Raw genomic sequence first — 22044 nt, forward strand, 5'->3', positions numbered from 1 at the left:
GTCTGTGATGCCTGCCCTCCCCCGCCCAACCGGCTTTCTCAACGCGCGGGATGAAGCCGCGGTGGAAGACATGGACCGCCCCGATTGCGAGCTTGATCGCCTCAACAGGAGTTACGCGCGGTTTCCGATCGTCAACGCTGTGGTGTCCGGCTGGCGGGATACCTACAAATCACGGATCAAGCCATTGCTCACGACGGCGACCCCCACCACGGTACTTGATATCGGCTGCGGTGGTGGAGACGTCGCCCGTAGCCTCGCGCTCCGGGCCGCCGTAGACGGTTACCGCCTGGAAGTCACCGGAATCGACCCGGACGAACGCGCCTTCCATTTCGCGAACTCTGCCCCGCCCGTGGAAGGCGTCAGCTACAGAAAAGCCCTCAGCTCAGAGCTCGTCTCAGAAGGGCGCACGTTCGACGTCGTTATTTCCAACCATGTCCTGCACCACTTGACCAACCTGGAACTAGCCTCGTTCCTTCGCGATTCCGAACAGCTTTGCGGCCGGATTGCCCTGCACAACGACCTCACCCGCAGCCGCGTCGCATACGCACTTTTCTGGGCCGGATCCTTGCCCCTCGGCATTGGATCCTATATCCACGGTGACGGCCTCACATCGATCAGACGGAGCTACACAGCAGCAGAACTACGTGCCGCGGCTCCTCCGGCCTGGACGGTTGAACCGAGCGGCTTGTGGCACAACCTGCTGGTCTACCGGCGCGGCGAGGTCCCCGATGTTTGACGTCGTGGTGGTTGGAGCCGGACCTGTCGGGCTGTTCATGGCAGCCTTGCTGCTGCAGAACGGGCACCGCGTTGCAGTTCTGGAAAGGCGCGCGACGTCGGGCCGCCAGACGCGCGCCATCGGAATCCATCCTCCTGCCTTGGCAGCTTTGGACGCAGTTGGTGCTGCCCATCCACTGGTCTCTTCAGGCGTCCGGATCACCCACGGTGCCGCGTACAGCGGCGGCAGGAAAGTTGCGGACATGGACTTCGCCCGCCCCTCGGCTGAGTACCCTTTCATCCTTTCCGTTCCGCAATATCTCACCACCCGTGCCCTTGAGTCCAGGGTGATCGACCTCGATCCAAAGGCAATCCACCGCGGGGTGCAGGTTGAGGAAGTCGTCGACGACGGCGGGCACCTGAGTTTGCGCGGACAGCAAGTTGGGGCTCCAGTGGAGTTTCTGGGCCGCTTCGTGGTGGCAGCCGACGGTGTCCATTCGGCAGTGCGCGAAGGACTGGGACTGGAGCCGCGCTTGCGCACGTATCCCGACTACTACGTGATGGGCGATTTCCGGGATGAATCGATGTACGGCAACAACGCTGTCCTTTTCCTTGAGCCGGGAGGAATCGTGGAGTCCTTTCCCTTACCGGGCGGCATCCGCCGGTGGGTGGTCCGGCTTGGCGCCCCGTGTCAGGAACCCACTCCCCATGCGCTCGCCGCCCTCATCAGGAAGCGGACCGGCAGTGCGGTGGACTCTGCAAGCAATACGATGATCAGCACCTTCGGCGTCACCTCGCGGCTGGTCTCGAGGATGGTCCACGGACGGGTCGCCCTGCTTGGAGACGCCGCGCACGAGATCAGCCCGATCGGTGGCCAAGGCATGAACCTGGGCTGGTTGGACGCCGTTGCCTTGGCGCCGATCGTCAGCGATGCATTGCGAACATCCGCGGGTGGCCCTGCCAGCAAGGAACTCGCGGGCTTCGAACGGGACCGTCAGCGTGCGGCGAAGAAAGCCATTTGGCAGGCGAGCCTGAACATGGCGCTGGGCCGACCCCTGCCCCCGAAGGTCCTCAGCGCACGGAATGCCCTGATAGGCCGGGCCATTACCCTGCCCATGTTCTCGGAGCTTGTTGCCCGGAGATTCACGATGCACTAAGAGCGTCGCACTAAGCTCAATCCATGGACTTTGAGACCCGCCCCCTGGCTGCCGGCCCGGACACGACGTTTACTGCCTCCGAAATCCGCAGGGCAGTTCAGGACCTACTCGGTCTCGACGGCCTCCCGCCCATCCTGCAGCTCGGCCATCCCGTGCTGCGCCAGCGCGCCGCGCCCTACGACGGCCAGCTCGAGGACACCGAATTGGCGCAGCTGATCGAACGGATGCGGGATGTCATGCATGCCGCTCCCGGCGTGGGCCTCGCAGCACCGCAGCTCGGCATCCCCTTGCAGCTGGCTGTGCTCGAAGATCATTTCGATGTTGATCCTGTTGCCTCGGAGATCCGGCAAAGGACTCCGCTGGGTTTCTTCGCGATACTGAATCCCAGCTACGAGCCCGAGGGGACTTCAACGGCGTCGTTCTACGAAGGTTGCCTGTCGATGCGCGGATACCAGGCCGTGGTCACACGGCACCGCGACGTTCGCCTCCACTACCAGCGTCCTGACGGCAGTGCAGCCTCGGACGGATTCTCCGGATGGCAGGCCCGGATAGTCCAGCACGAGACCGACCACCTGCGCGGCGGACTCTATGTGGACCGCGCCGAGCTGCGGTCACTGGCAAACGATGGGGAGTACTCCGCCCACTGGGCGTACCCCGGAATCGACGAGGCACGCCGGGGGCTGGGTTTCCTCAACCCGTAATTGAACCGGTCTCGTGCGGCGGGTTTGCTGCGGAAGGCAGGTGCCTTGCCCACCACGCGAGGATCTGTTCGAAACGCTGTCGCCTGTGGTGTGGGGTGCCCGACCGCGATAGTTCGTGGTCTTCACCCGGGAAGAGGAGCAACGCCGCCTCCACACCTTGCGCCTTGAGCGCGGCAAAGTAGCGCTGGCCCTGTTCAACCGGGCATCGGAGATCGTCCTCACTGTGGATCACCAGGGTAGGCGTCCGGACTCCGGTCACTACGGCCATGGGGCTTTGGGCCGTCATCTGCTCGGGCGAGCCGCCCGTGTATTGGCCGCCGAAGAACCATCCGATATCCGAGGAACCCGCAAAGCTCACCGGGTCAAGGAATCCGCGCTCCACAATGGCTGCTTTGAAGCGGTGTTCGTGGCCGATAACCCAGGCAGTCAGATATCCGCCGTAGGACCCGCCCATGATGCCGATCGATTCCCTGTCCATCGCCGGGAAGGCTTCCAGGGCGCCCTCCAGGAAGGTGAGGACATCCGCCATGTCCACGGTGCCCATCTTTTCCTTGATGGCTCCACCGTGCGCCTGGCCGTATCCGGCCGAACCCCGCGGGTTGCACATCAGCACGGCGTATCCCGCCCCGGCGTACACCTGGGCCTCGTCGAAGAAGGCCCCTGTGTACTGGGCGAAAGGGCCGCCGTGGATCGTGAGGAGCACGGGGTGGGGTCCGGGGCCCTCGGGCAATACAGCCCAGCCGTGGACCGGGTAGCCCTGAGCGCCGGTGGCAGTGAACTCATGCGGCTCCAGGATGGTTGCTTCGTCCCGGAGCGCCTTCGTGAAATCAGTGAGTACCCGGAGTTCACCCTTCTCCAGAACGCCGAGCTCGCCATTGCTGGAAGCGTCACCGTAAGTGACAGACACCAGGTCTCCCACCGCGGAAGCGCCGATCACTACCCGGGGTCCCTTGACGAGGACCTCGCTCTCGCCGTCGGCCGTCCATAGGATCAGCTGGACGCTCCCACGGCTCGTGTTGAGCGCGAGCACCCCATCCACTCCAAAAGTTTCGAGGCGGCCGCCAATGTCCTGGTTTTCGACGTTGCTCAGCATCGTTGCCTTGCCGCCCCCGACCGGCATTGCGTACAGCGCCGTGTTCCTCGCGACGAAGTCCAGGCCGTCCTCGCCGAGGTCCTGTGCCGTAAAGAACAGCCACTCACCGTTCGCGGATTCGCAGACTTCTTGCACGGACTGCGGCGCAGCGTCCGGACGCAGCGCCGTGGCCTCGCCGCCCGCGGCGGGGACGCGATAGATACCCGAGGCGACATCCGCGTCGTGCCCTTCGTGGAGCGAGGCGACAAAGTAGACGCTCTCCCCGTTGCGGCTGAAGGACGGCGAGGTGTGGTCGGCTTCGCCGAACGTCAACTGCACGGCCGGCGGCGCCAGGCCCGCCGCATCGGCCCCGCGGGCTTTGGCAGCCCTCCCCACAGGAACCACGGGAGGTTCCGCTCCGAGCTCGGGGACGTCGACGACGAACAGCTGGGCGGGCTTGTCTGCGGTGTAGCCCAGTCCATTGAGCCTGTATTGGTTGTCGGTGATCAACCGGGGGTCTTCGCTGCCTGCGCCGACCCCGTCAACTGTTCCGTAACGGCCTTCTTCGGGAACCCGTGAGGAAAACACAATCCTGCGCGAATCGGGCGCCCAGGAAAACTCGGAGACTCCCAATTTCTGTTCCGTCATCGCTTGCGGTTCCCCGCCGTCGGCCTCCACCACGTGCAGTTGCGGTTTGCCGTCCGGCGTCGCCCGAAGGAATGCCAACGCGCCGCCGTCGGGCGAGAATGCGGGCGCGGTGTCCCGGAAGCCACGGGTGATCCGACGGGGTGGTATCGCGGGGTCGAAAGGAACACTCCAGAGCTGCCCGACGTACGCATCGGCGTCGAAGTCGGGCCGCGTGACGGACACGACGGCTCGGGTGCCGTCGGGATGGGAGGCAGGGGCGGAGACGGAATACAGCAGCGGGAGTTGTTCGGCTTTCACGCTGGTGAGCCTAGCGGCCGTCACGGCATGACGATATGTGCCACTCCGCCCGCCGTAGGATTGTCCATATGCTTTCCGACGCCGTCTCCGCCTTGCGCTGCCCGGTCTGCCAGGGTCCTTTCGGCCTGAGCGGCGCAGCGCCGTTCTCGTTGAGTTGCGTCGCCGGCCACAGTTTCGACGCCGCCAAACAGGGTTACTTCAACCTGCTCACCGGCAAGGGCACGGTCTTCGAGGCCGACACGGCAGAGATGGTCGCGGCCCGCAACGATTTCCTCGGCGCGGGCCATTACGGTCCCCTCGCTGAGGCCATCGCGGAGTTGGCGGCACCGGTCCTGCCGGCGCCGGGATCCCTCGTCCTGGATTCGGGGACCGGCACCGGCCACTACCTCCGCGCAGTGCTGGACCGAACTCCCGCAGCAGCCATCGGCATCGACATCTCGAAGTTCGCCCTCCGCCGGGCAGCACGGTTGAATCCCGGCGCCATCAATCTCGTGTGGGATATCTGGCGTCCCCTGCCGCTCGCGGACCATGCCGTGGATGCCATCATCGTGGTCTTTGCGCCGCGGAATCCCCCGGAATTTGCCCGCGTGCTGCGTCCAGGCGGCCGGGTCATCGTGGTGACTCCGCGCAAGGGACACCTTGGGGAGATTGCGGAACGGGCTGGAATGTTGGGCATTGAGCCGGGCAAAGACGAGCGCCTCGCCGAGTCCATGCAGGAGTTCTTCACGCTTGCGGACACTATTCAACTCGACGTGGATCTCAAGCTCGACGGGCGGGACATCGCCGATGTCGCCTTCATGGGACCGGCAGGCCACCACCTTGAGCGCTCCGCCCTCCTGGCGTCGACGGCCGCGGAAACATCCGTCCATGCCACCGCGAAGTTCACCCTCAGCGTTTTCACAGCGGCGGAGCAAGGCTCCTAACGGGAACCTTCGCGCCGGGCTAGGATGGAAAAACAGCGACTGTGATCTTGCCGACGCTGCAGTCCGGATCAGGCGGGCTGCCGCCGCAGGTTCCGAAACAGGGGGAACGATGTTTGAATGGCTTGGCAGCAACTGGTGGGCCCTCTGGCTCACCGTGTTTCTCGCATTTGCCGTGGTGGAGATGCTCACGCTCAGCTTCTTCTTCATCATGCTCGGGGCCGGTGCGCTGGCTGCCCTCGTCGCTGACTTCGCCGGAGCCGATCTCTGGTTGCAGATCGTCGTCCTTTGCATCGTGTCCCTGCTGATGATTGCTTTCGTGCGTCCTATCGCACTCAAGCATCTGCACAAGGGGCCCGCCGAGCAACGTACCAACGTGGACCGCCTGATCGGCCAATCGGCGCTCGTCATGGAGCCCGTCAGTGCGACGGCGGGACTGGTCAAGATCGGGGGCGACGTGTGGAGCGCCCGCAGCGCGGCAGGAATCATCGACGCCGGCCAGACCGTGCAGGTCACCCGGATTGACGGCGCGACGGCGGTAGTCGCCTCGACGGCGGAAAACAGCCCGCGCTGAGCAGTGCCCCGCCAGGGCTCAAGCCGCTGCGTTCGACGACGAGCGTTCTACGCCGAGCGATCGGCACATTGCCGCACACAACCGCATCAAATACGTAACTGGGGAATGAAGGAGATGTATGGACAGCTTGGGAGGAACTGCAGCCGCGATCGTGCTGCTAGTTCTCGTCATATTCGTGATTATCGTTTTGGTCCGCTCGATCAGGATCATCCCGCAAGCGCGCGCCGGCGTCGTGGAACGCCTCGGTAAGTACCAGCGCACGCTCAACCCCGGGCTCACCATCCTGATCCCCTTCGTCGACCGCCTGCTGCCGCTGTTGGATCTCCGCGAACAAGTGGTTTCCTTCCCGCCGCAGCCTGTGATCACCGAGGACAACCTGGTTGTCTCTATCGACACCGTGGTCTACTTCCAGGTCACGGATCCCCGGGCCGCGACCTACGAGATCGCCAACTACATCCAGGCTGTTGAACAGCTGACCACCACGACGCTCCGCAACGTCGTCGGCGGCTTGAACCTTGAAGAAGCGCTCACCTCGCGCGACCAGATCAACGGCCAGCTCCGAGGGGTCCTGGACGAAGCCACCGGACGCTGGGGAATCCGCGTTTCGCGAGTGGAACTCAAGGCAATCGACCCGCCGCACTCCATCCAGGACTCAATGGAGAAGCAGATGCGGGCCGAGCGCGACCGGCGTGCTGCCATTCTGACCGCCGAAGGCACCAAGCAGTCGCAGATCCTCACCGCCGAAGGGCAACGGCAAGCAGCAATCCTGGCCGCAGAAGGTGACGCCAAGGCAGCCATCCTCCGCGCCGATGGCGAAGCCCAGGCCATTCAGAAGGTCTTCGACGCCATCCACAAAGGCAACCCGGACCAAAAGCTGCTGGCCTACCAGTACCTCCAGACCCTGCCGAAGATCGCGGAGGGATCATCCAACAAGCTATGGATCATCCCCAGCGAGATCGGTGAGGCCCTCAAGGGCATCGGCGGCGCACTGGGTGGCGCCAACGGGGGATCAGGCGTCGCAGACCTGTTCAGCGATCCCGCAAAGCCGTCAGCTGAGGTCCCTGCACCGGCAAGCACCCCAGCTGTAGGTTCCGGACACGCCCCCTCGACGCCTGCTCCACAAGAACCGCCGGCGTAACTGAGGACACTTTGCAGGGGACCGGCCAAATTCTCTGGCCGGTCCCCTTCGCTTTGTCCTGTCCGCTTCGATCCGCGTATAATGGTGTATTTGTCCGGCCGGTTCAATCCGAACGGAACATTAACGCTTGGTCAGGCGTTTCATCTAGTGATGCAACGTGTGCAGACAGTAGTCCGGGCGACGCCATTGTGGCGTCCGGCTAGCGCGGAGCCTGGTTCCGCGAACAGACAGAGGGAGTAATCATGAGCGATCGCAGCCTGCGGGGCATGCGTCTTGGCGCCCAGAGCATGGAAACCGAATCCGGCGTGGAGCCGGCGCCGCGTCAGAGGGTTGAATACCGCTGCGCGGACGGAGAGCAGGTCTTCGTTACCTTCTCCTCCGAAGCCGAGATCCCTCCCGTCTGGGTTTCCAAGACCGGCAAGGAAGCGCTCCTGGTTGATGGCGAACGCCCCGTTGACACCAACGAGAAGGCTGTCCGCACGCACTGGGATATGCTGCTGGAACGCCGCAGCCTTCCGGAGCTCGAGCAGATCCTCGAAGACCGCCTGAACATCCTGCGCGAGCGTCGCGGAGAGCGCCGCTCGGCATAACGGCACTGTTGACGACAAAGGCCGGGTCCGCACTCTTCGCAGAGCGCGGACCCGGCCTTTGTCTTTTCGGCCTACTTTGAGACCGGGGTCTTCTTCCCGGTCAACGCGGCCCAACGGGAGGCCAGCCCCCATTTGGTGACGTTGATCATGGCCTCAATAACAATGTTGCCGCTCATCTTGGACGCCCCGAGCTCGCGCTCAACGAAGGTGATGGGGCGTTCGACGATCTTCAGGCCAAGTTTGGCGACCCGCCACGCCAGGTCCACCTGGAAGCCGTAGCCAACCGATTCGACCTGGTCCAGCTTGAGCGCCTCAAGGGTGCTGCGTCGGAACGCACGGTATCCGCCGGTGATGTCCTTGATCTTCAAGCCAAGCATGAGCCGGGCATAGGTGCTTCCCGTGCGTGAAATCGCTTGACGGTAGAGCGGCCAGTTCACGGTGCCGCCACCCGGAACCCAGCGTGAACCCATGGCGAGGTCGGCGCCGTCGTTGATCGCATCCAACAGCAACGGCAGTTGCTCGGGTTGGTGCGAACCATCGGCGTCCATCTCGACGAGGACGTCGTAGCCGGCCGCCAGGCCCCATTTGAATCCGGCGATGTACGCGGCCCCAAGGCCTTCCTTGCCCTTGCGGTGCAGGACATGGACCTGGCTGTCCTCGGCGGCGATGCTGTCGGCGAGCTGTCCCGTGCCGTCAGGGCTGTTGTCGTCGACAACCAGGACGTCGGAGGCGGGCACAGCCGCGCGCAGCCGTCCGAGGGTCTTGGGTAGCGATTCCAGCTCGTTGTACGTGGGGATGATCGTCAGGACACGCAAGAAGAGGCCTTTCCTTGATGGAGCGGTCAGTGGGCCGGAGCAGCAGCGTGGCTGGCATTCAGGCGCAACTCTCCATTATAGGACGACAACTTGACGTACCCGGGGCCACCTGTGGCATCCGCCACACGGGGCATCCTTGGTCGCGGGCAGGTCCACTAGCCCAGGTCCAGTGCCGGCCCGCGTGTTGAACTCGAGGCCGAACCGTTTTCTGCGGCACAGTGGACCTGCCCACTACGAGTGCCACGGTCTTGGAAAACGGGTCCGATGACTGTTTTTGGCAGCGGACCCCACCGCGGCCAGACAACCAGGTGTTCCCTGTGGAAGCCTGTTGACCCTAAATGCTACGGACTTCACAAATCCTGTCAAGCGCCGTCTGAACTGGGGCTTTATCTATACTCGCAGGTCAGGCGCCCTCAAAGCCAGCAAGGCTATCTGCAACTATGACCGCAAAGTTTCACTCGCGAAGATCTCCTCGCCTTCCCGCACGGTCTGTAAGCAAGCGGGATCGCTACCGCTGTCCAGCGCGGGGAGGAGCGGCGTTCGTGCGCGCGGATCGGTAGACCAGGACTGGACGCGGTCATCGGCCACCTGCACCATCAGCTCTTCGACTTCCCACACTGCGAAACTTGCAGGGGCCCCGGGAACCAATTGCCCCATGAGCGGATTGCGCTCTTTGCCGGCCCGCCAACCAGCCCGGGTGTGTCCGAGGAACGCCGCCCGCGCCGAAATGCGTTGATCCGGATTGCTGTGTTCCAAGCATGCCCTGACACTGGACCATGGGCGCAACGGGGTGACCGGGCTATCGCTTCCAAAGCAGACAGGCACGCCGGTGGAGTAGTACGAAGCGAAGGGGTTCATGGCCAAGCTTCGCGCCCCCAGGCGCTGTTCGTACAGTTTTCCCGCCCCGCCCCAGGTGGCATCGAAGGCGGGCTGTGCGCTCACTGTAATCGAATACTTCGCAAGCCGGGCGAGATCGCCGGCATCCGCCATTTCCACATGTTCCAGGCGGTGCGCGGCGGAACGGACCCGTTGCTCCCCCACTTCCGACGCGGCAAGGTCCAAGGCATCCAGTGCCGTCTTCAGTCCCGCGTCGCCAATGACGTGGAAGCCTGCCTGGATACCGAGCACTGAACAGGCCGCAATGTGGCCGGCGGCTTCGTCCACGGAGACATAGAGGCTTCCGCGGTGGCCGGGCGCGTCTGCGTAGTCTGCGCTGAGGGCAGCCGTTCGCGAACCGATGGAGCCATCGATGTTCAAATCACCGGCCAGGCCAAGAACGGGCACGCCCAAGCCTTCCAGGATGGCAGCGGCATGCTCGGCCGATGTGGCGAGTTCGCCCCAATAGGGAAGGATCCCGGGGACGCCCGCGCTGCCCTCGTTCCCCGAAGCGGAGTACCACGACGCAGACATCCGAAGGTCATCGACGCTGCAAATGTGCGGGGCCGCCATTTCGGCCAGGGCGACGTAGCCGTTGGCCGCAGCCTCCCGCAGGGCCAGTTCCTGGTATCGGCGGCGTTCGGTGTCGGGGAATTGCCTGGCGACGAGCCGCGCCGCGGTGTGGGCAGCCCTCAGGACGTGGGCGGAACGGTCGTACCCGTCAAGGCCGTTCAGGCCCGCGGCGGATGCCAAGGAGGACGAGGCAAGGGCGGAGTGTGCGTCCACGCGCGCCAGGTACACCTTGCGCCCGCCCGCCGCCCGGTCGAGCTCCTCCGGCGTGGGCAGCGTCTTTTCGTGCCAGAGCGAGTCATCCCAACCGTGGCCAAGCACGGCGCCGGTGGCGCCCAGAGCCCTGGCAGCCAGGGCGACGGCGTCGAGCAGCTCCCGTGCCGAGTGGACCCCGGCGAGCTGGAGGGAATCGGAAGCAATTCCGGTCTCCGTGAGGTGCATGTGGGAGTCTACGAAACCCGGCGCCAGCAAGGCTCCCCGGAGATCGATGATTTCCATCGAAGAATCGGCAATCGAGGTGGCTGCCTGCTCCGAACCAACCCAGGCAACGGTGTCTCCGTCAACCAGCATTGCCGTCGCGAAGGGATCCGCGGCTGTGTAAACGGAACCGTTCCGGTACATCGTGACCTTGCGGGGCCGGGTATCGGCGGGCACGCCTGGATGAGTCATGGTTATGCTCCTTGCTGGGAATCTGTGGTGTGTCAGGAGACGTTGGAGTACGCGACGACGCCGCGGCGGACCAGATCGATCGCTTCGCGGCACGTCTTGGTTTGGCGCCGTTCAAGCCCTGGAATCTTTGCCATCTGGTCCAGCAGGTCGATGACCTGCTTCGCCCAGCGCACAAAGTCGCCTGCGGCGAGGTCGGTGCCGCTGAGAACCTCTTGAAGATGGCGGCCCTTCGCCCATTTGAAGATGGGCCAGACAAGTCCGAGCTCCGGCTCGGCGGTCAACGGCAGCCTGTTTTTGTCCTCGACGTCCTCCAGCGCGGACCACTCACGCACTACGATGTCCACGGACGTTTCGAGGGATACGGACGGCATTTTGGGCCGCAGGCCGCGATCGTCCCGCTTGGCTTGGTAGACCATCGTGCTGGCCAGCGCGGCCAGCTCGGCGGCATCGAGGTCCTTGATGGCCCCTTGGCGTATGGATTGGGAGATCAGCAGGTCTTTTTCGCCGTAGATGCGGCGCAGGCGCTGGCCGTCCGCGCTGATAGTGACATGGCCGGCGTCGGACGTCTGGAGGTAACCGTAGGCAGCGAGGACATCGCACACGCGGTCGAATGTCTTCGCGATCGTGTTGGTACGGCCCTGGATCTGCCGGACGAGCCCGTCGGTCTCATGGCGAAGCTTCCACCAGCGCTCGGCCCAGCGGGCATGGTCCTCGCGTTCGCTGCAGCCGTGGCAGGGATGGGCGCGCAGTGCGCGGCGGAGGTCTGCGATCTTCTTTTCCTGGTCCGGCATGTAGCGGGCCCGGCCGAAGTCTTCGCTCCGGTTCGTGCCGCGGGCCGGCGGACGTCCTTCACGCACGGCATTCCGCATGGCGGATGCCAGGTCACGACGGGATTTGGGCAGCTTAGCGTTGAACGACTTCGGAATCCGGATCCAGGACACGGGAGCGACCGGACCTTCGACTTCGTGGGCACCGATCCTGTGCAGCTGGTTGTCTTCCGTGAGGACCGCGGGGCGCGGTTCCCGCGAGTTGGGATCGGCGTTGAGCACGACGGCGTATCCCGGCGAGCGTCCGCCCGGAACCTTGACGATGTCGCCGGGCATGAGCCGGGCCAGCGAGTCCACGGTCAATGATTTGCGGGCCCGCGAGGTGCTCCTCGAGGCAAATTGCTCGGCCTCGCCGAGGTCCCGCCGGAGTTTTGCGTACTCGGTGAAGTCGCCCAGGTGGCACTTCATGGATTCCGCATAGCCGGCCAGCGACTCTTCGCGGCTTCGAACCTGCCGGGCCAGCCCCACCACGGAACGGTCCGCCTGGAACTGGGCGAATGAGGATTCGAGGATTTGCCGTGCCCTGGGCCGACCGAACTGCGCAATCAGGTTGATGCTCATGTTGTAAGTAGGCCGGAAACTTGAGTTGAGCGGGTAGGTGCGCCGCGAAGCGAGGCCGGCGACGGCAGCAGGGTCAGTACCCGGTTGCCAAAGGACCACGGCGTGGCCTTCGACGTCGATTCCACGCCTTCCCGCGCGGCCGGTCAACTGCGTGTACTCCCCCGCGGTGATGTTGACGTGGGCTTCACCGTTGAACTTGTCAAGCTTCTCGAGGACGACGCAGCGGGCGGGCATGTTGACGCCCAGGGCGAGGGTCTCCGTGGCAAAAACGGCTTTCACCAGGCCATCGGCGAAGAGCTTCTCCACGACTTCCTTGAAGGTCGGCAGCAAACCGGCATGGTGCGCCGCGAGCCCGCGGAGCAGGCCGTCCCGCCAGCTCCAAAAACCCAGGACATCGAGGTCGTCGGCTGGAATCTCGCGGCTCGCCTCATCCACCCGGGACGCGATGATCTGTTGTTCCCGCTCCGTCGTGAGCCACAGCCCGGCGGCGGCACACTGCGCGACCGCCCCGTCGCAGCCGGCACGGGAAAAAATGAACGTAATGGCCGGAAGCAGTCCTTGGCGGTCCAGGCTCGCAATGATCTGGGGCCGGCTGGCCTTGCGCACCGGGCTGCGCTGCTCCCCGGCAGTGTTGTCACGCTGACGGTCCTGGCGGCGGCGACTGCGTCCGCCATGGCCAAAGCGACCACGGAAGTTCATCTGGCTTTCTGCCCGGGCCATGGACAGCAGCTCCGGGTTGACCTCGAATTCCCGTTGCAGGGGATTCCGGTCCGGCTCGCGCACTGCCTCCGGCGCGGGCGCTTCGCCGTCCGGTGCCTCCGGAGCGATCTCGTCAAAGCTGGTATCCCCGGCGAAGAGATCGACGATCTCGCGCCCCACCATGACGTGCTGCCACAAGGGGACAGGACGGTGTTCGGAGACAATCACGTCAGTGTGTCCGCGCACTGTGTCCAGCCACGCACCAAACTCTTCCGCGTTGGACACTGTTGCGCTGAGGGAAACCACTTGCACCTCGCTGGGCAGATGGATGATCACCTCTTCCCACACGGCGCCGCGGAAGCGGTCTGCCAGGTAGTGCACCTCATCCATCACCACGTAGCCAAGGTCCCCCAGGGTGTCCGAGTCCGCGTACAGCATGTTCCTCAGGACCTCAGTGGTCATCACGACAATCGGAGCCTCGCCGTTGATCGTGGTGTCACCGGTCAGCAGTCCCACGCTTGAGGCACCGTACTTCGCCGAGAGCTCGGAGAACTTCTGGTTGCTTAGTGCCTTGATCGGCGTTGTATAAAACGCCTTGAGCCCGCGTTCGAGCGCCAGATAGATGGCAAACTCGCCGACGATTGTCTTCCCGGCCCCCGTGGGGGCCGCCACGAGCACTCCCTTGCCTTCCTGGAGCGAACGGCACGCGTCACGCTGGAATTCGTCAAGCTCGAACTCCAGTGTCCGGGCAAAGGTGCCAAGATAGGTTTGCGACTCAGCACTCCGTTGCGCTGCGGCTTGAAAGGCGTCTGAGGGCGAAAGGGCCCCTGAATTGGAGGACATACTTCAAGCCTAGTGGCCGTGAGACTACAGATTCTCCAGATCGGAGGCAGGTGTGGCGACATCGGCCGTGGCTTCCGTCTCGGCGGCAATCTTCGACTGCTGGCGCGCGCGCCGTTTGTCGTTCAACATGCAGAGTCCGATCGCGGCAAAGAACAGCACCAAGAGGGGACCGGCGAGCATGAACATTGACAGCGCGTCCGCACCGGGCGCGGCAACGGCAGCCAGGACAAACACGAGGAAGACCGTGATGCGCCAGGCCTTGAGGATGGTCCTGCCGCTCAAGACGCCTGCCATATTGACGCCCACCAACACCACCGGCACCAGGAAGGCGATGCCGAGGAAAAGAAGCATGTGCGTGGCAAACGTCAAGTACTGGGATGCGTCGATGTTGTTCGCGCCGTTTTGCGGCGTGAACTGCAGAAGCGCGCGGACGACGTTCGGGATGACCGTCCATGCAACATACACGCCAACCAGGAACAATGGCACCGCCGCGGCCATGTACCCGAGCGTGTAGCGGCGCTCCTTCTTGGTCAGGCCGGGAGTAATGAATGCCCAAACCTGGTAGATCCAGATGGGGCTGGAGAGCACCAAGCCGATCTGGATGGCGATACGGAGCTTGAAGTCGAAGGGATCCCCCACGCTCGCGAAGTTGAGGACCGCGGTCCGTTTGGTCTCCTGGGCGATCTTGATCAACGGATCCGACAGGCTGTTGACCACCGGCTCATAGAGGAACCACCCTGCCACGGCGCCAAGGAGAACGCCGATGGCCGACTTGATCAGCCGATTCTTAAGCTCCTTCAGGTGCTCTAGGAGCGCCATCCGCCCTTCGGGGTTGGCTTTGCGGCCCGTCTTCGTTGCCACTACTGCTTAGCTACGGTTTGCAGGCGGAACGTCAGTGTCGTTGCCGCTCTTGTTCGTTTCGGGGTGGTTGACCACTTTGCCTTCAACGGGGTCCGAATCGTCCTTGGCCGCCGGCTTCCCGTCGTTCTTCATTTCCTTGACTTCGGATCTGATGATGCGCATCGACTGGCCGAGGCTGCGGGCCATGGCGGGCAGCTTGGGTGCCGCAAACAGCAGCAGGGCCACGATGATGATAATGACAATTGGCCAAGGGCCATCAAATAGTCGTCCCACGGGAAGTCCTTTCGTTGGAATACATCCTACGTCTAACTGAAATCGATGTCGTGCAGAGACTGGGGTTGGCCCCGTTCTGCTTTGCGCTTAACGCGCTTTTGGCGACGCACTTCCTGGCGGGAGGCCTTGGCCGTCACGTAATCATGACGCATCTGTTCCGGTGAGGCAAAAACGGCCGCGCCAAGCACTTTCGGCGACGCTTCGCCGTCGTCGTCGGCGTGTTCGCGAAGGTGCGTGCGATGACCGAGCTGCTCCCCCGCGGCACTCAATTCATGCACCGTAGCCATGAACTTCCGGAAGAGCCGGACGCCCAGCAGGACATAGCAAAGCAGCGACAAGGCAATCAGCGCGAGCCACAAAAGGATCCAGGACCACCAAGGCATTTGAGTAGTCTAACCAGCCTTCATTGCTTGTACTGCGCAAGTGCGGCGGCCACCCAGGCTACCGAGGCGTCGGCGAGATCTGTGGGCTGCAATATGCGGGCCGCACCGCCGTGCTGCGCTACGAACATCGGCAACCAGTCCGCATTTCCGAACCGGACCTCGGCGAGCAAGCCGCCGTCAGGAAGCACGGCCGTCCGCTCCGCATAATAGTCGTCCGCCAGCCCGACGCCCTGCCGGGTCAATTGGAGGACGACGACGACGTCGTCGTCGTTGGGCGTGTACAGCTTCACCGGGACGCCTTCCTCGACGCCTGCGCTCTTGGAAACCGGACGGCCGTTGGGCGCGATCTCCTCGATGCGGTCGAGGCGGAAGTTCCGCAGTCCGGCTTTGCTATGGCAGTAAGCCTCGAAGTACCAGGTGTTGTCCAAGGAATAGAGCCGGAAAGGGTCGACGTCGCGTTCGGAAACTGAGTCGTGTTGCTGTGACAGGTAACGAAGCCGCAATTGATGACCCGACTGGATCGCCCGGGTGATGGTGTCGAACGCCCCGGCGTCGGCCGGGGTCACGGGTGGGCCGGCGACGGCCGCCGCCAAGCGGCCGGCCTCCCCCGCAGCGCCGGTGAGCTTCAGGGTCACGGACTCCAGGGCTCCGCTTTGCTCGTCCTCCGACATTCCTGCCTGGGCGGGAAGTCCGCCCAGGGTTGCCAAGCCCGTCAGCAGGGCACAAGCCTCGTCGACGCTGAAGCCGATGGGCCGGTTGAGGTCGAGGTGCTCGCGGATGTAGACGTGCTCGTTTTCCCAATCGATATCGAACAAGTCATCCGGATAGCCTTCGGGGCGGCCGGAGCAAATCAGGATCTTCAGGTCCTCGACCAGTTCCTCACGGGTGACTCCGAAACGGTCCGCTACCTCCTGGATGGGCAGGCCCTGGTTGTGGACAAGGAAGGGGACCAGCTGGAGCATGCGGTTCAGTTGGTCTTCCGAGGTCCGTTTGCGCGTCCGCGGCGCTGGTCCGGTGCCGGAGAAGCGGACCTCGACGGCTGGGCTCGACGCGAACGCCGCGGCAGCTTCAAGGCGGCGGATCACGGCGTCGCGCAGCTCGGGAGGTCCGGCCACGAGCACGTGGGGACCATAGGAGGCTAGTTCTTCGGCGAGCAGCTCACTATCCCGGAACGGCACCGAGAGGCTGTCCCTGCCCGCTTGGGAGCCGCTGGCGCCGGCGGCACCGTTGACACCCGCCGCGCGCCTGCGAAGACCCAGCAAACGGCCTTCGGCCACGTCGAGGCGGGCCTCCTGCAAGGGAAGTTCATTGAGGCTGTCCAGTTCGGCACGGGTATCAAACCCTGGAGGTGTCTTGCAGTGAAACCCGGTCTCAACATGGACATCGCTCGTCATCCGGGACAGCCGGAAAAAGCGTTTCGCCTTCCGGTCCCGGTCGAAGCCCACCAGGTACCACTGGCCGAAGCGGCTCCCGAGGCCCCAGGGCTCCACCATGCGAAGTTCGTCTTTGCCGGTGCTCGCGGCACGGTAGCCGAAACTTACGGGGTGCCGGCCGTTCATGGCCACGATGATGTCGTCAAAAGCCTGGCCGGCGGGCTTGATGCGCGGCTGCACCCCGGCGGGGAGTTCGACGTCGGCGAGGTCGCCGGAAGCCTGCAGCTTCCGTAGCGCGCTTGCAGCGGCCGAGCCGAGCGCCGCGCGTTCCCACAGCTGGGCAGCCAGGAGCAGGACCGTGCCCTCAGCCGGCGTCAGGTGCACATACGGCAAGCGATTGGATTCCTTGCCGATGCGATAGCGGGTCGAAGCGGGATCGTCCGAACCGAACCCGTGGTCGAGGAGTGTTTCGATGTCGAAGCCAAAGCGCTTCAGCTCTGACTTGTCTCGTTCAAACATGCGTCCGAACGCGACGTCGCTGTCGCCGGCGTCGTGATAGACCTTCTGCCTGAGAACGGCCCGGGACAGCCCGTATTTCGTGTTCAGAAGGGCGATCAGCAGGTTCAGGAGTCGTTCGGTACGTGATGCGGACACGCTTGCTACGTTACTAAATTCCTCCGGCAAAGGCGGAAGGCGCGTCTGCGGTCGGATTTCTCCGGCTGCAGGCGCGCCTTCCCATGCGTTGGAACTTAGGGCTGTGAAACCTAGCGGACTGCCACGAGGTCCACCACGAAGATGAGGGCTTCGTTGGGCTTGATGGCCCCGCCCGCGCCACGGGAGCCGTAGGCGAGCTCGGAGGGGATTTCAAGGCGGCGGCGGCCGCCGACCTTCATGCCAAGCAGCCCCTGGTCCCAGCCCTGGATGACCTGGCCGACGCCCACGCGGAAGTCCAGCGGTGCGCCACGGCCCCACGACGCGTCGAATTCCTCGCCGGTGGACCAAGCAACGCCAACGTAGTGGGTGGAGACGGTGTCGCCGGCCTGGGCCTCGGCGCCGTCACCAACGATGATGTCTTTGATAACGAGTTCCGTGGGGACGTCGCCCTCCGGGAAGTCGATCTCCGGCTTAGTGCGGTCGTAATCACGCTGACCAAATGACATGGGTACTCCTCAATTTGATAGGGACGGTGTTATGGAAGTTTACGGAAGGCTACTGGGCGCCCAGGATGTCCACGACGAAGACGAGGTCGCCCGTGGGCTGGCCCTGGGCTGCGGCGGCGTCGCCATATGCGAGGCTCTTCGGGATAACCAGGAGGACACGGGAGCCGACCGTCTTGCCCGCAAGGCCCTGCGTCCAGCCCTTGATGACGCCGTTGAGCGCGAAGCTGGCGGTCTGGCCCTTGTCGTAGCTGGAGTCGAATTTCTTGCCATCAGCCAAGGTGACGCCGACATAGTTGACCGTCAGGGTGTCCGTTTCCTTGACGACTGCGCCCTTGCCCTTGATGAGGTCCTGGGAGACGAGGGCCTGCGGCGCCTTCGCGCCGTCGACGGAAATTTGCGGAATTCCCTTGTCATCGACCTTGACCGTTGGGAGGCCTGCGGGCGGAGTGACGGTATCGCCCTCGGGCTTGTCCAAGGGCTTGACTGCGTCCTTGACGCCAGTGATCTTGAAGACCACCAGCTGGGATGACGTTGCCGCTGCTTCAGCCGACGCCGCAGTTCCGGGGACGGCGAAAGCGATGTCAGCGCCCACCTTCGCACCGACGAGCGCGTTGTAAAGCACGGCGCTGCCAGTCTTGAGCTGGTCGTTCAGTTCGACGGGCTGGGACCCTGTCGGGAATGTGTCTTCGAGGGTCTTGCCGTCCTTGCCATCGACGGCAATGTAGGTGATCTGCGCCACCTGTCCGGCTTTCACCTTGTCGCCGGTGCCGTCGCTGACCATTTTGATGGTCGGCTGCGTTACGTCCAGCGGCTTGTTGAATTCCAGGCCGGGTGCCTTCTTGTCTCCATTGTCGGAGACCTTGAGGGAATCCAGCTTGGCTACTTCGCCGGCGGACTGACTGGTGGGCTCCGGGGTCGCTGTTGTTGCCGGACTTCCGCCGCAGGCGGTGACCAGCAAGAGGCCGGGGATAAGAATTGCTAGTAGACGTCGCACAAATTGAACTTTCGTCGGGGCAAAAGGAGGGCATGGCCGGGCCATGCGCGTAGAGGCCTGTTAAAAGGCCAACCTCCAGAGTAGCCGGTGAAGCTGGGAGTCAGCTCATCGAGTCCAGGAGGGCATCCACTCTTTCGTCGACGCTACGGAAGGGATCCTTGCACAAAATCGTCTGGTGCGCGCGGTCGTTCAACTTCAGATGGACCCAATCCACGGTGTAGTCACGGCCGAGTTCCTGGGCGCGCCGCACGAAGTCGCCGCGGAGTTTTGCCCGGGTGGTCTGCGGCGGCGCATCCACGGCATCCTTGATGTCCGTGTCGGCCACGAGGCGCCGCGCCGCGCCGCGGGACTGGATCAGGAAGAAGAGCCCGCGCTTGCGCGAGATGTCGTGATAGGTGAGGTCCAGTTGCGCGATCCTCGAGGAGTCGAGGCCGATTCCATGGCGACGCATGTATCCGTCCATCAGCTTCTTCTTGATGGCCCAGTCAACTTCCGTGTCTATTGCGCTGGTGTCGCCGCTATCGATCGCGTCCAGCGTCCGTTCCCAAAGATCCAGGATGAGCGGCACGTGCGGATTGTGGGCTCCATTTGATGCTACAAAGGCCGTGACCTTGGCGAGGTACTCACGCTGGATGTCCAGGGCCGTCAGTTGCCTGCCGTTGGCCAGGCGCACCAAGGCTTTACCGCTGAGATCGTGGGAAATTTCCCGGATACTGCGGATGGGGTTCTCCATGCGCATATCCCGCATGATCACTCCGGCCTCAATCATGCGCAGGAGCAGATCCACTGTTCCCACCTTCAACAGGGCGGTGGTCTCGGACATGTTGGAATCGCCGACGATCACGTGCAGACGGCGGAAGAACTCGGCATCGGCGTGAGGCTCATCACGCGTGTTGATGATGGGGCGGGATCTCGTCGTCGCGGAAGACACGCCTTCCCAAATGTGGTCGGCACGTTGGGAGAATGCGAACGTGGCCCCATGGGGTGTCTTCAGGACCTTGCCCGCACCGGCGATCAGTTGCCGTGTGACGAGGAAGGGGATGAGGATCTCGGCGAGCCGCGAGAACTCACCCCGCCGAGGAATCAGGTAGTTTTCGTGGCTGCCGTAGGAATTGCCGGCGGAATCGGTGTTGTTCTTGAACAGGTAGACCGTTCCGTTGAATCCCTCCGCAGCGAGCCGCGCCTGCGCTTCGTCAACCAGGTCATCGAGAATGAGCTCCCCGGCCCGGTCGTGGGCGATCAGCTGCGCGAGGTCGTCGCATTCCGCGGTGGCGTACTCCGGGTGCGAGCCGACATCCAGGTACAGGCGGGAGCCATTCGTGAGGAACACGTTGGAGGAACGTCCCCAGCTCACCACTTTGCGGAAGAGATACCTGGCGACCTCCTCGGGAGCCAATGGCCGTGAGTCGGGGCTCGAGTACGAAATACCGAACTCCGTTTCGATCCCGAATATCCTTTTGTCCATCTCAGGCCTCCCCTGCCAGCAGCTGCGTGATTTCTTCTGCCCTGAGCCGCCGGAAGGCCCGCCGGGATCCGCGCCCGCTTTCCGGACTTCGGTCCAACACGGCGGCCTCAACCGCGGTGCCGGGCAGGGCGTCCACTTCCTTGTCCGTGGCCAGCGCCTTGACGGCCAGTCGCAGTGCACCGGCCAGATCGAGGTCAGCCTTCCAACCGCGGGCCACGGTCTCGGCTACTTGCTCGGCCAAGCCGCCCATCACTACAAAGCCGTTCTCGTCGGCAATCGAACCGTCGAAAGTCAGCCGATAAAGATGGTCCTCGGCCTGCGTGTGCCCGACCTCGGCCACGGCAAGCTCCACTTCGAACGGCTTTTGTTCCGCGGTGAAGACCGCGCCAAGGCTCTGCGCGTAGACGCTTGCCAGCCCGCGGGCAGTGACGTCCTCGCGATCGTATGAATAGCCGCGGACGTCGGCATAGCGGACACCCGCTTGCCGAAGGCTCTCAAACTCGTTGTACTTGCCCACGGCGGCGAACGCGATCTTGTCGTAGATCTCACCGATCTTGTGGAGCGACGGCGACGGGTTCTCAGCCACCAGCGCGATGCCGTCAGCGCAACTGATCACCACGACGGAACGGCCGCGGGCAATGCCCTTCCGCGCGAAATCCGCGCGGTCCTTCATCAGTTGTTCGGGCGAAACATAAAACTGCTGGGTCATCTCAGGCCTCCCGTCCGGCAACTGTGCGTGATTCAACAATGGATCCAGCGATCGCCGCCAACTCCCGTTCCGACACCCGGCGGGCACCGGCGCGGTTGACGGTATATACCACCGGCCAGAGTTGCCGGACGGGGTCCGGACCGCCCGTGGCGGAGTCGTCGTCGGCGGCGTCATAGAGGGCTTCAACCGCGACGGCGACCGCCTCGTCTTCGGTGAGGTTCGGCCGCCACAGCTTCTTCAAGGCACCACGCGCGAAGACGGAACCGGAGCCGACCGAATGGTGCTCCAATTCCTCGTACCGTCCCCCGGTGACATCGTAGGAAAAAAGCCGTCCGACGCCGGCTGCCTGGTCGAAGCCCGCGAAGAGCGGGATCACTGCGAGGCCCTGCATGGCCATCGGCAGGTTTCCCCGGATCATGGCTCCAAGCCTGTTGGCTTTGCCGTCCAAGCTCAGCAGCGTGCCCTCGATCTTTTCGTAGTGTTCAAGTTCCACCTGGAACAACCGTGTGATGTCGATGGCCAGGCCCGCGGTTCCGGCAATTCCCAGGACGGAATATTCGTCGGCCGGGAAGACCTTCTCGATATGCCGGCTGGCGATCACGTTGCCCATGGTGGCACGCCGATCCCCCGCCATCAGGACGCCGCCGGGGTAGCTGAGGGCGACGATTGTTGTGGCATGGGGCACCGGCGGAATCTGTCCCGCGGGCAGCGCTTGACTAAAGGGAAGGAGTTCAGGCCTGGAGCGTTGCAGATGCTCTATGAACGAAGACGTTGCTTGGGTGGCCAGGTGGCCGGCTGATGGATCCTGCATTGCTGCGCTCCTTCGACTCTGACATCCGATGCCCGGCGGCCTCGCGCCGGCCGGGCCCTTGGCTTAGCTGGCGGCTGGCTACTGGCCGCCCTTTTGCACAAATGCCCTGACGAACTCTTCGGCGTTCGATTCAAGAACACCGTCGATTTCGTCGAGGAGATCGTCTACGCCCTGTGTGGCGACCGAAGCCTGTGCCTCCGGCGCTGCGGGCGGCGCCTCGGGGGCGTCGGCCTCTGCCTCGACGTCCCGCGACTGCGGTTGCTGCTGCTCCTGAGCTGCCATTTCCTTCTCCATTCTGTCCATCCCCGGCAACGGGGACTTCCTGTAATGCCATACTGCCACGG

At 63.9% G+C, this 22044-nt stretch carries 21 protein-coding genes; 7 read left to right on the forward strand and 14 right to left on the reverse strand.

All coding sequences use genetic code 11. The annotated features are described in order from the left end of the window. Positions 1–7: 7 nt before the first annotated feature. Genes AB4Z38_RS10385 through AB4Z38_RS10395 form a run of 3 tightly spaced genes read left to right on the forward strand, consistent with a single transcriptional unit; the run spans position 8 to position 2572 of the window. The gene (locus AB4Z38_RS10385; protein ID WP_441429631.1) at positions 8–736 is read left to right on the forward strand and encodes a class I SAM-dependent methyltransferase; all 729 of its coding nucleotides are present in this window, start codon (positions 8–10) and stop codon (positions 734–736) included. Beyond that, the gene (locus tag AB4Z38_RS10390) at positions 729–1871 is read left to right on the forward strand and encodes an FAD-dependent oxidoreductase (RefSeq protein WP_441429632.1); all 1143 of its coding nucleotides are present in this window, start codon (positions 729–731) and stop codon (positions 1869–1871) included. Before AB4Z38_RS10385 ends, AB4Z38_RS10390 begins: the two co-directional genes overlap by 8 nt. Before the next feature lie 23 nt (positions 1872–1894). Beyond that, positions 1895–2572: a peptide deformylase gene (locus tag AB4Z38_RS10395; RefSeq protein ID WP_441429633.1), complete on the forward strand. Its 678-nt coding sequence runs from the start codon at positions 1895–1897 to the stop codon at positions 2570–2572. Here AB4Z38_RS10395 and AB4Z38_RS10400 read toward each other — a convergent pair. Continuing rightward, positions 2562–4589, reverse strand: a complete 2028-nt coding sequence (locus AB4Z38_RS10400) for a S9 family peptidase (protein ID WP_441429634.1) — start codon at positions 4587–4589, stop codon at positions 2562–2564. The genes AB4Z38_RS10395 and AB4Z38_RS10400 overlap by 11 nt on opposite strands. 68 nt (positions 4590–4657) lie before the next feature. Between AB4Z38_RS10400 and AB4Z38_RS10405 the strand changes: the two genes are divergently transcribed. The 4 genes from AB4Z38_RS10405 (at position 4658) to AB4Z38_RS10420 (ending at position 7811) form a co-directional block, all read left to right on the forward strand. Next, a complete protein-coding gene (locus AB4Z38_RS10405) occupies positions 4658–5512 on the forward strand; it encodes a methyltransferase domain-containing protein (protein ID WP_441429635.1) in 855 nt (284 codons plus the stop codon). A 109-nt stretch (positions 5513–5621) separates the two neighbouring features. Continuing rightward, positions 5622–6083 carry an NfeD family protein gene (locus AB4Z38_RS10410; RefSeq protein ID WP_441429636.1) on the forward strand — a complete coding sequence of 154 codons (462 nt, stop codon included), beginning with the start codon at positions 5622–5624 and terminating at the stop codon, positions 6081–6083. A 118-nt stretch (positions 6084–6201) separates the two neighbouring features. Continuing rightward, positions 6202–7221 carry an SPFH domain-containing protein gene (locus AB4Z38_RS10415; protein WP_441429637.1) on the forward strand — a complete coding sequence of 340 codons (1020 nt, stop codon included), beginning with the start codon at positions 6202–6204 and terminating at the stop codon, positions 7219–7221. A gap of 242 nt (positions 7222–7463) precedes the next feature. Further along, positions 7464–7811 (forward strand): RNA polymerase-binding protein RbpA, encoded by a 348-nt coding sequence (locus AB4Z38_RS10420; RefSeq protein WP_059389983.1) that lies wholly within the window; start codon positions 7464–7466, stop codon positions 7809–7811. A 71-nt stretch (positions 7812–7882) separates the two neighbouring features. On the opposite strand, the gene AB4Z38_RS10425 is transcribed toward AB4Z38_RS10420, so the two are convergent. The 13 genes from AB4Z38_RS10425 to AB4Z38_RS10485 form a co-directional block, all read right to left on the reverse strand. After that, positions 7883–8626: a polyprenol monophosphomannose synthase gene (locus tag AB4Z38_RS10425; protein ID WP_441429638.1), complete on the reverse strand. Its 744-nt coding sequence runs from the start codon at positions 8624–8626 to the stop codon at positions 7883–7885. Between the two features lie 438 nt (positions 8627–9064). Further along, on the reverse strand, positions 9065–10741 hold the full coding sequence (locus AB4Z38_RS10430) for an amidohydrolase (protein WP_441429639.1): 1677 nt from the start codon (positions 10739–10741) through the stop codon (positions 9065–9067). 32 nt (positions 10742–10773) lie between these two features. Further along, positions 10774–13671 carry a DEAD/DEAH box helicase gene (locus AB4Z38_RS10435; protein WP_441429640.1) on the reverse strand — a complete coding sequence of 966 codons (2898 nt, stop codon included), beginning with the start codon at positions 13669–13671 and terminating at the stop codon, positions 10774–10776. A 24-nt stretch (positions 13672–13695) separates the two neighbouring features. Beyond that, positions 13696–14490, reverse strand: coding sequence for a twin-arginine translocase subunit TatC (tatC, locus tag AB4Z38_RS10440; protein WP_441429669.1), 795 nt, complete (start codon positions 14488–14490; stop codon positions 13696–13698). Positions 14491–14538: 48 nt separating this feature from the next. Beyond that, positions 14539–14805, reverse strand: a complete 267-nt coding sequence (gene tatA, locus AB4Z38_RS10445; RefSeq protein WP_441429641.1) for a Sec-independent protein translocase subunit TatA — start codon at positions 14803–14805, stop codon at positions 14539–14541. A gap of 32 nt (positions 14806–14837) precedes the next feature. Beyond that, the gene (locus AB4Z38_RS10450; RefSeq protein WP_441429642.1) at positions 14838–15188 is read right to left on the reverse strand and encodes a hypothetical protein; all 351 of its coding nucleotides are present in this window, start codon (positions 15186–15188) and stop codon (positions 14838–14840) included. A 20-nt stretch (positions 15189–15208) separates the two neighbouring features. Further along, positions 15209–17215, reverse strand: a complete 2007-nt coding sequence (locus AB4Z38_RS10455) for a helix-turn-helix transcriptional regulator (protein ID WP_441429643.1) — start codon at positions 17213–17215, stop codon at positions 15209–15211. A 110-nt stretch (positions 17216–17325) separates the two neighbouring features. After that, positions 17326–17721 (reverse strand): FKBP-type peptidyl-prolyl cis-trans isomerase, encoded by a 396-nt coding sequence (locus AB4Z38_RS10460; protein ID WP_059389230.1) that lies wholly within the window; start codon positions 17719–17721, stop codon positions 17326–17328. 49 nt (positions 17722–17770) lie between these two features. Next, entirely contained in the window at positions 17771–18715 is a 945-nt protein-coding gene (locus AB4Z38_RS10465) for an FKBP-type peptidyl-prolyl cis-trans isomerase (protein ID WP_441429644.1), read from the reverse strand. A gap of 100 nt (positions 18716–18815) precedes the next feature. Next, entirely contained in the window at positions 18816–20180 is a 1365-nt protein-coding gene (pafA, locus tag AB4Z38_RS10470) for a Pup--protein ligase (RefSeq protein ID WP_441429645.1), read from the reverse strand. Between the two features lies 1 nt (position 20181). After that, a complete protein-coding gene (prcA, locus tag AB4Z38_RS10475) occupies positions 20182–20889 on the reverse strand; it encodes a proteasome subunit alpha (RefSeq protein WP_441429646.1) in 708 nt (235 codons plus the stop codon). Between the two features lies 1 nt (position 20890). Continuing rightward, positions 20891–21700, reverse strand: a complete 810-nt coding sequence (gene prcB / locus AB4Z38_RS10480) for a proteasome subunit beta (protein ID WP_441429647.1) — start codon at positions 21698–21700, stop codon at positions 20891–20893. Positions 21701–21778: 78 nt separating this feature from the next. After that, on the reverse strand, positions 21779–21982 hold the full coding sequence (locus AB4Z38_RS10485) for a ubiquitin-like protein Pup (RefSeq protein ID WP_234749319.1): 204 nt from the start codon (positions 21980–21982) through the stop codon (positions 21779–21781). Positions 21983–22044 lie beyond the last annotated feature (62 nt).

Origin of the sequence: Arthrobacter sp. 2RAF6, from assembly GCF_052115205.1 — a bacterium.
In the GTDB taxonomy this organism is placed as follows: domain Bacteria; phylum Actinomycetota; class Actinomycetes; order Actinomycetales; family Micrococcaceae; genus Arthrobacter.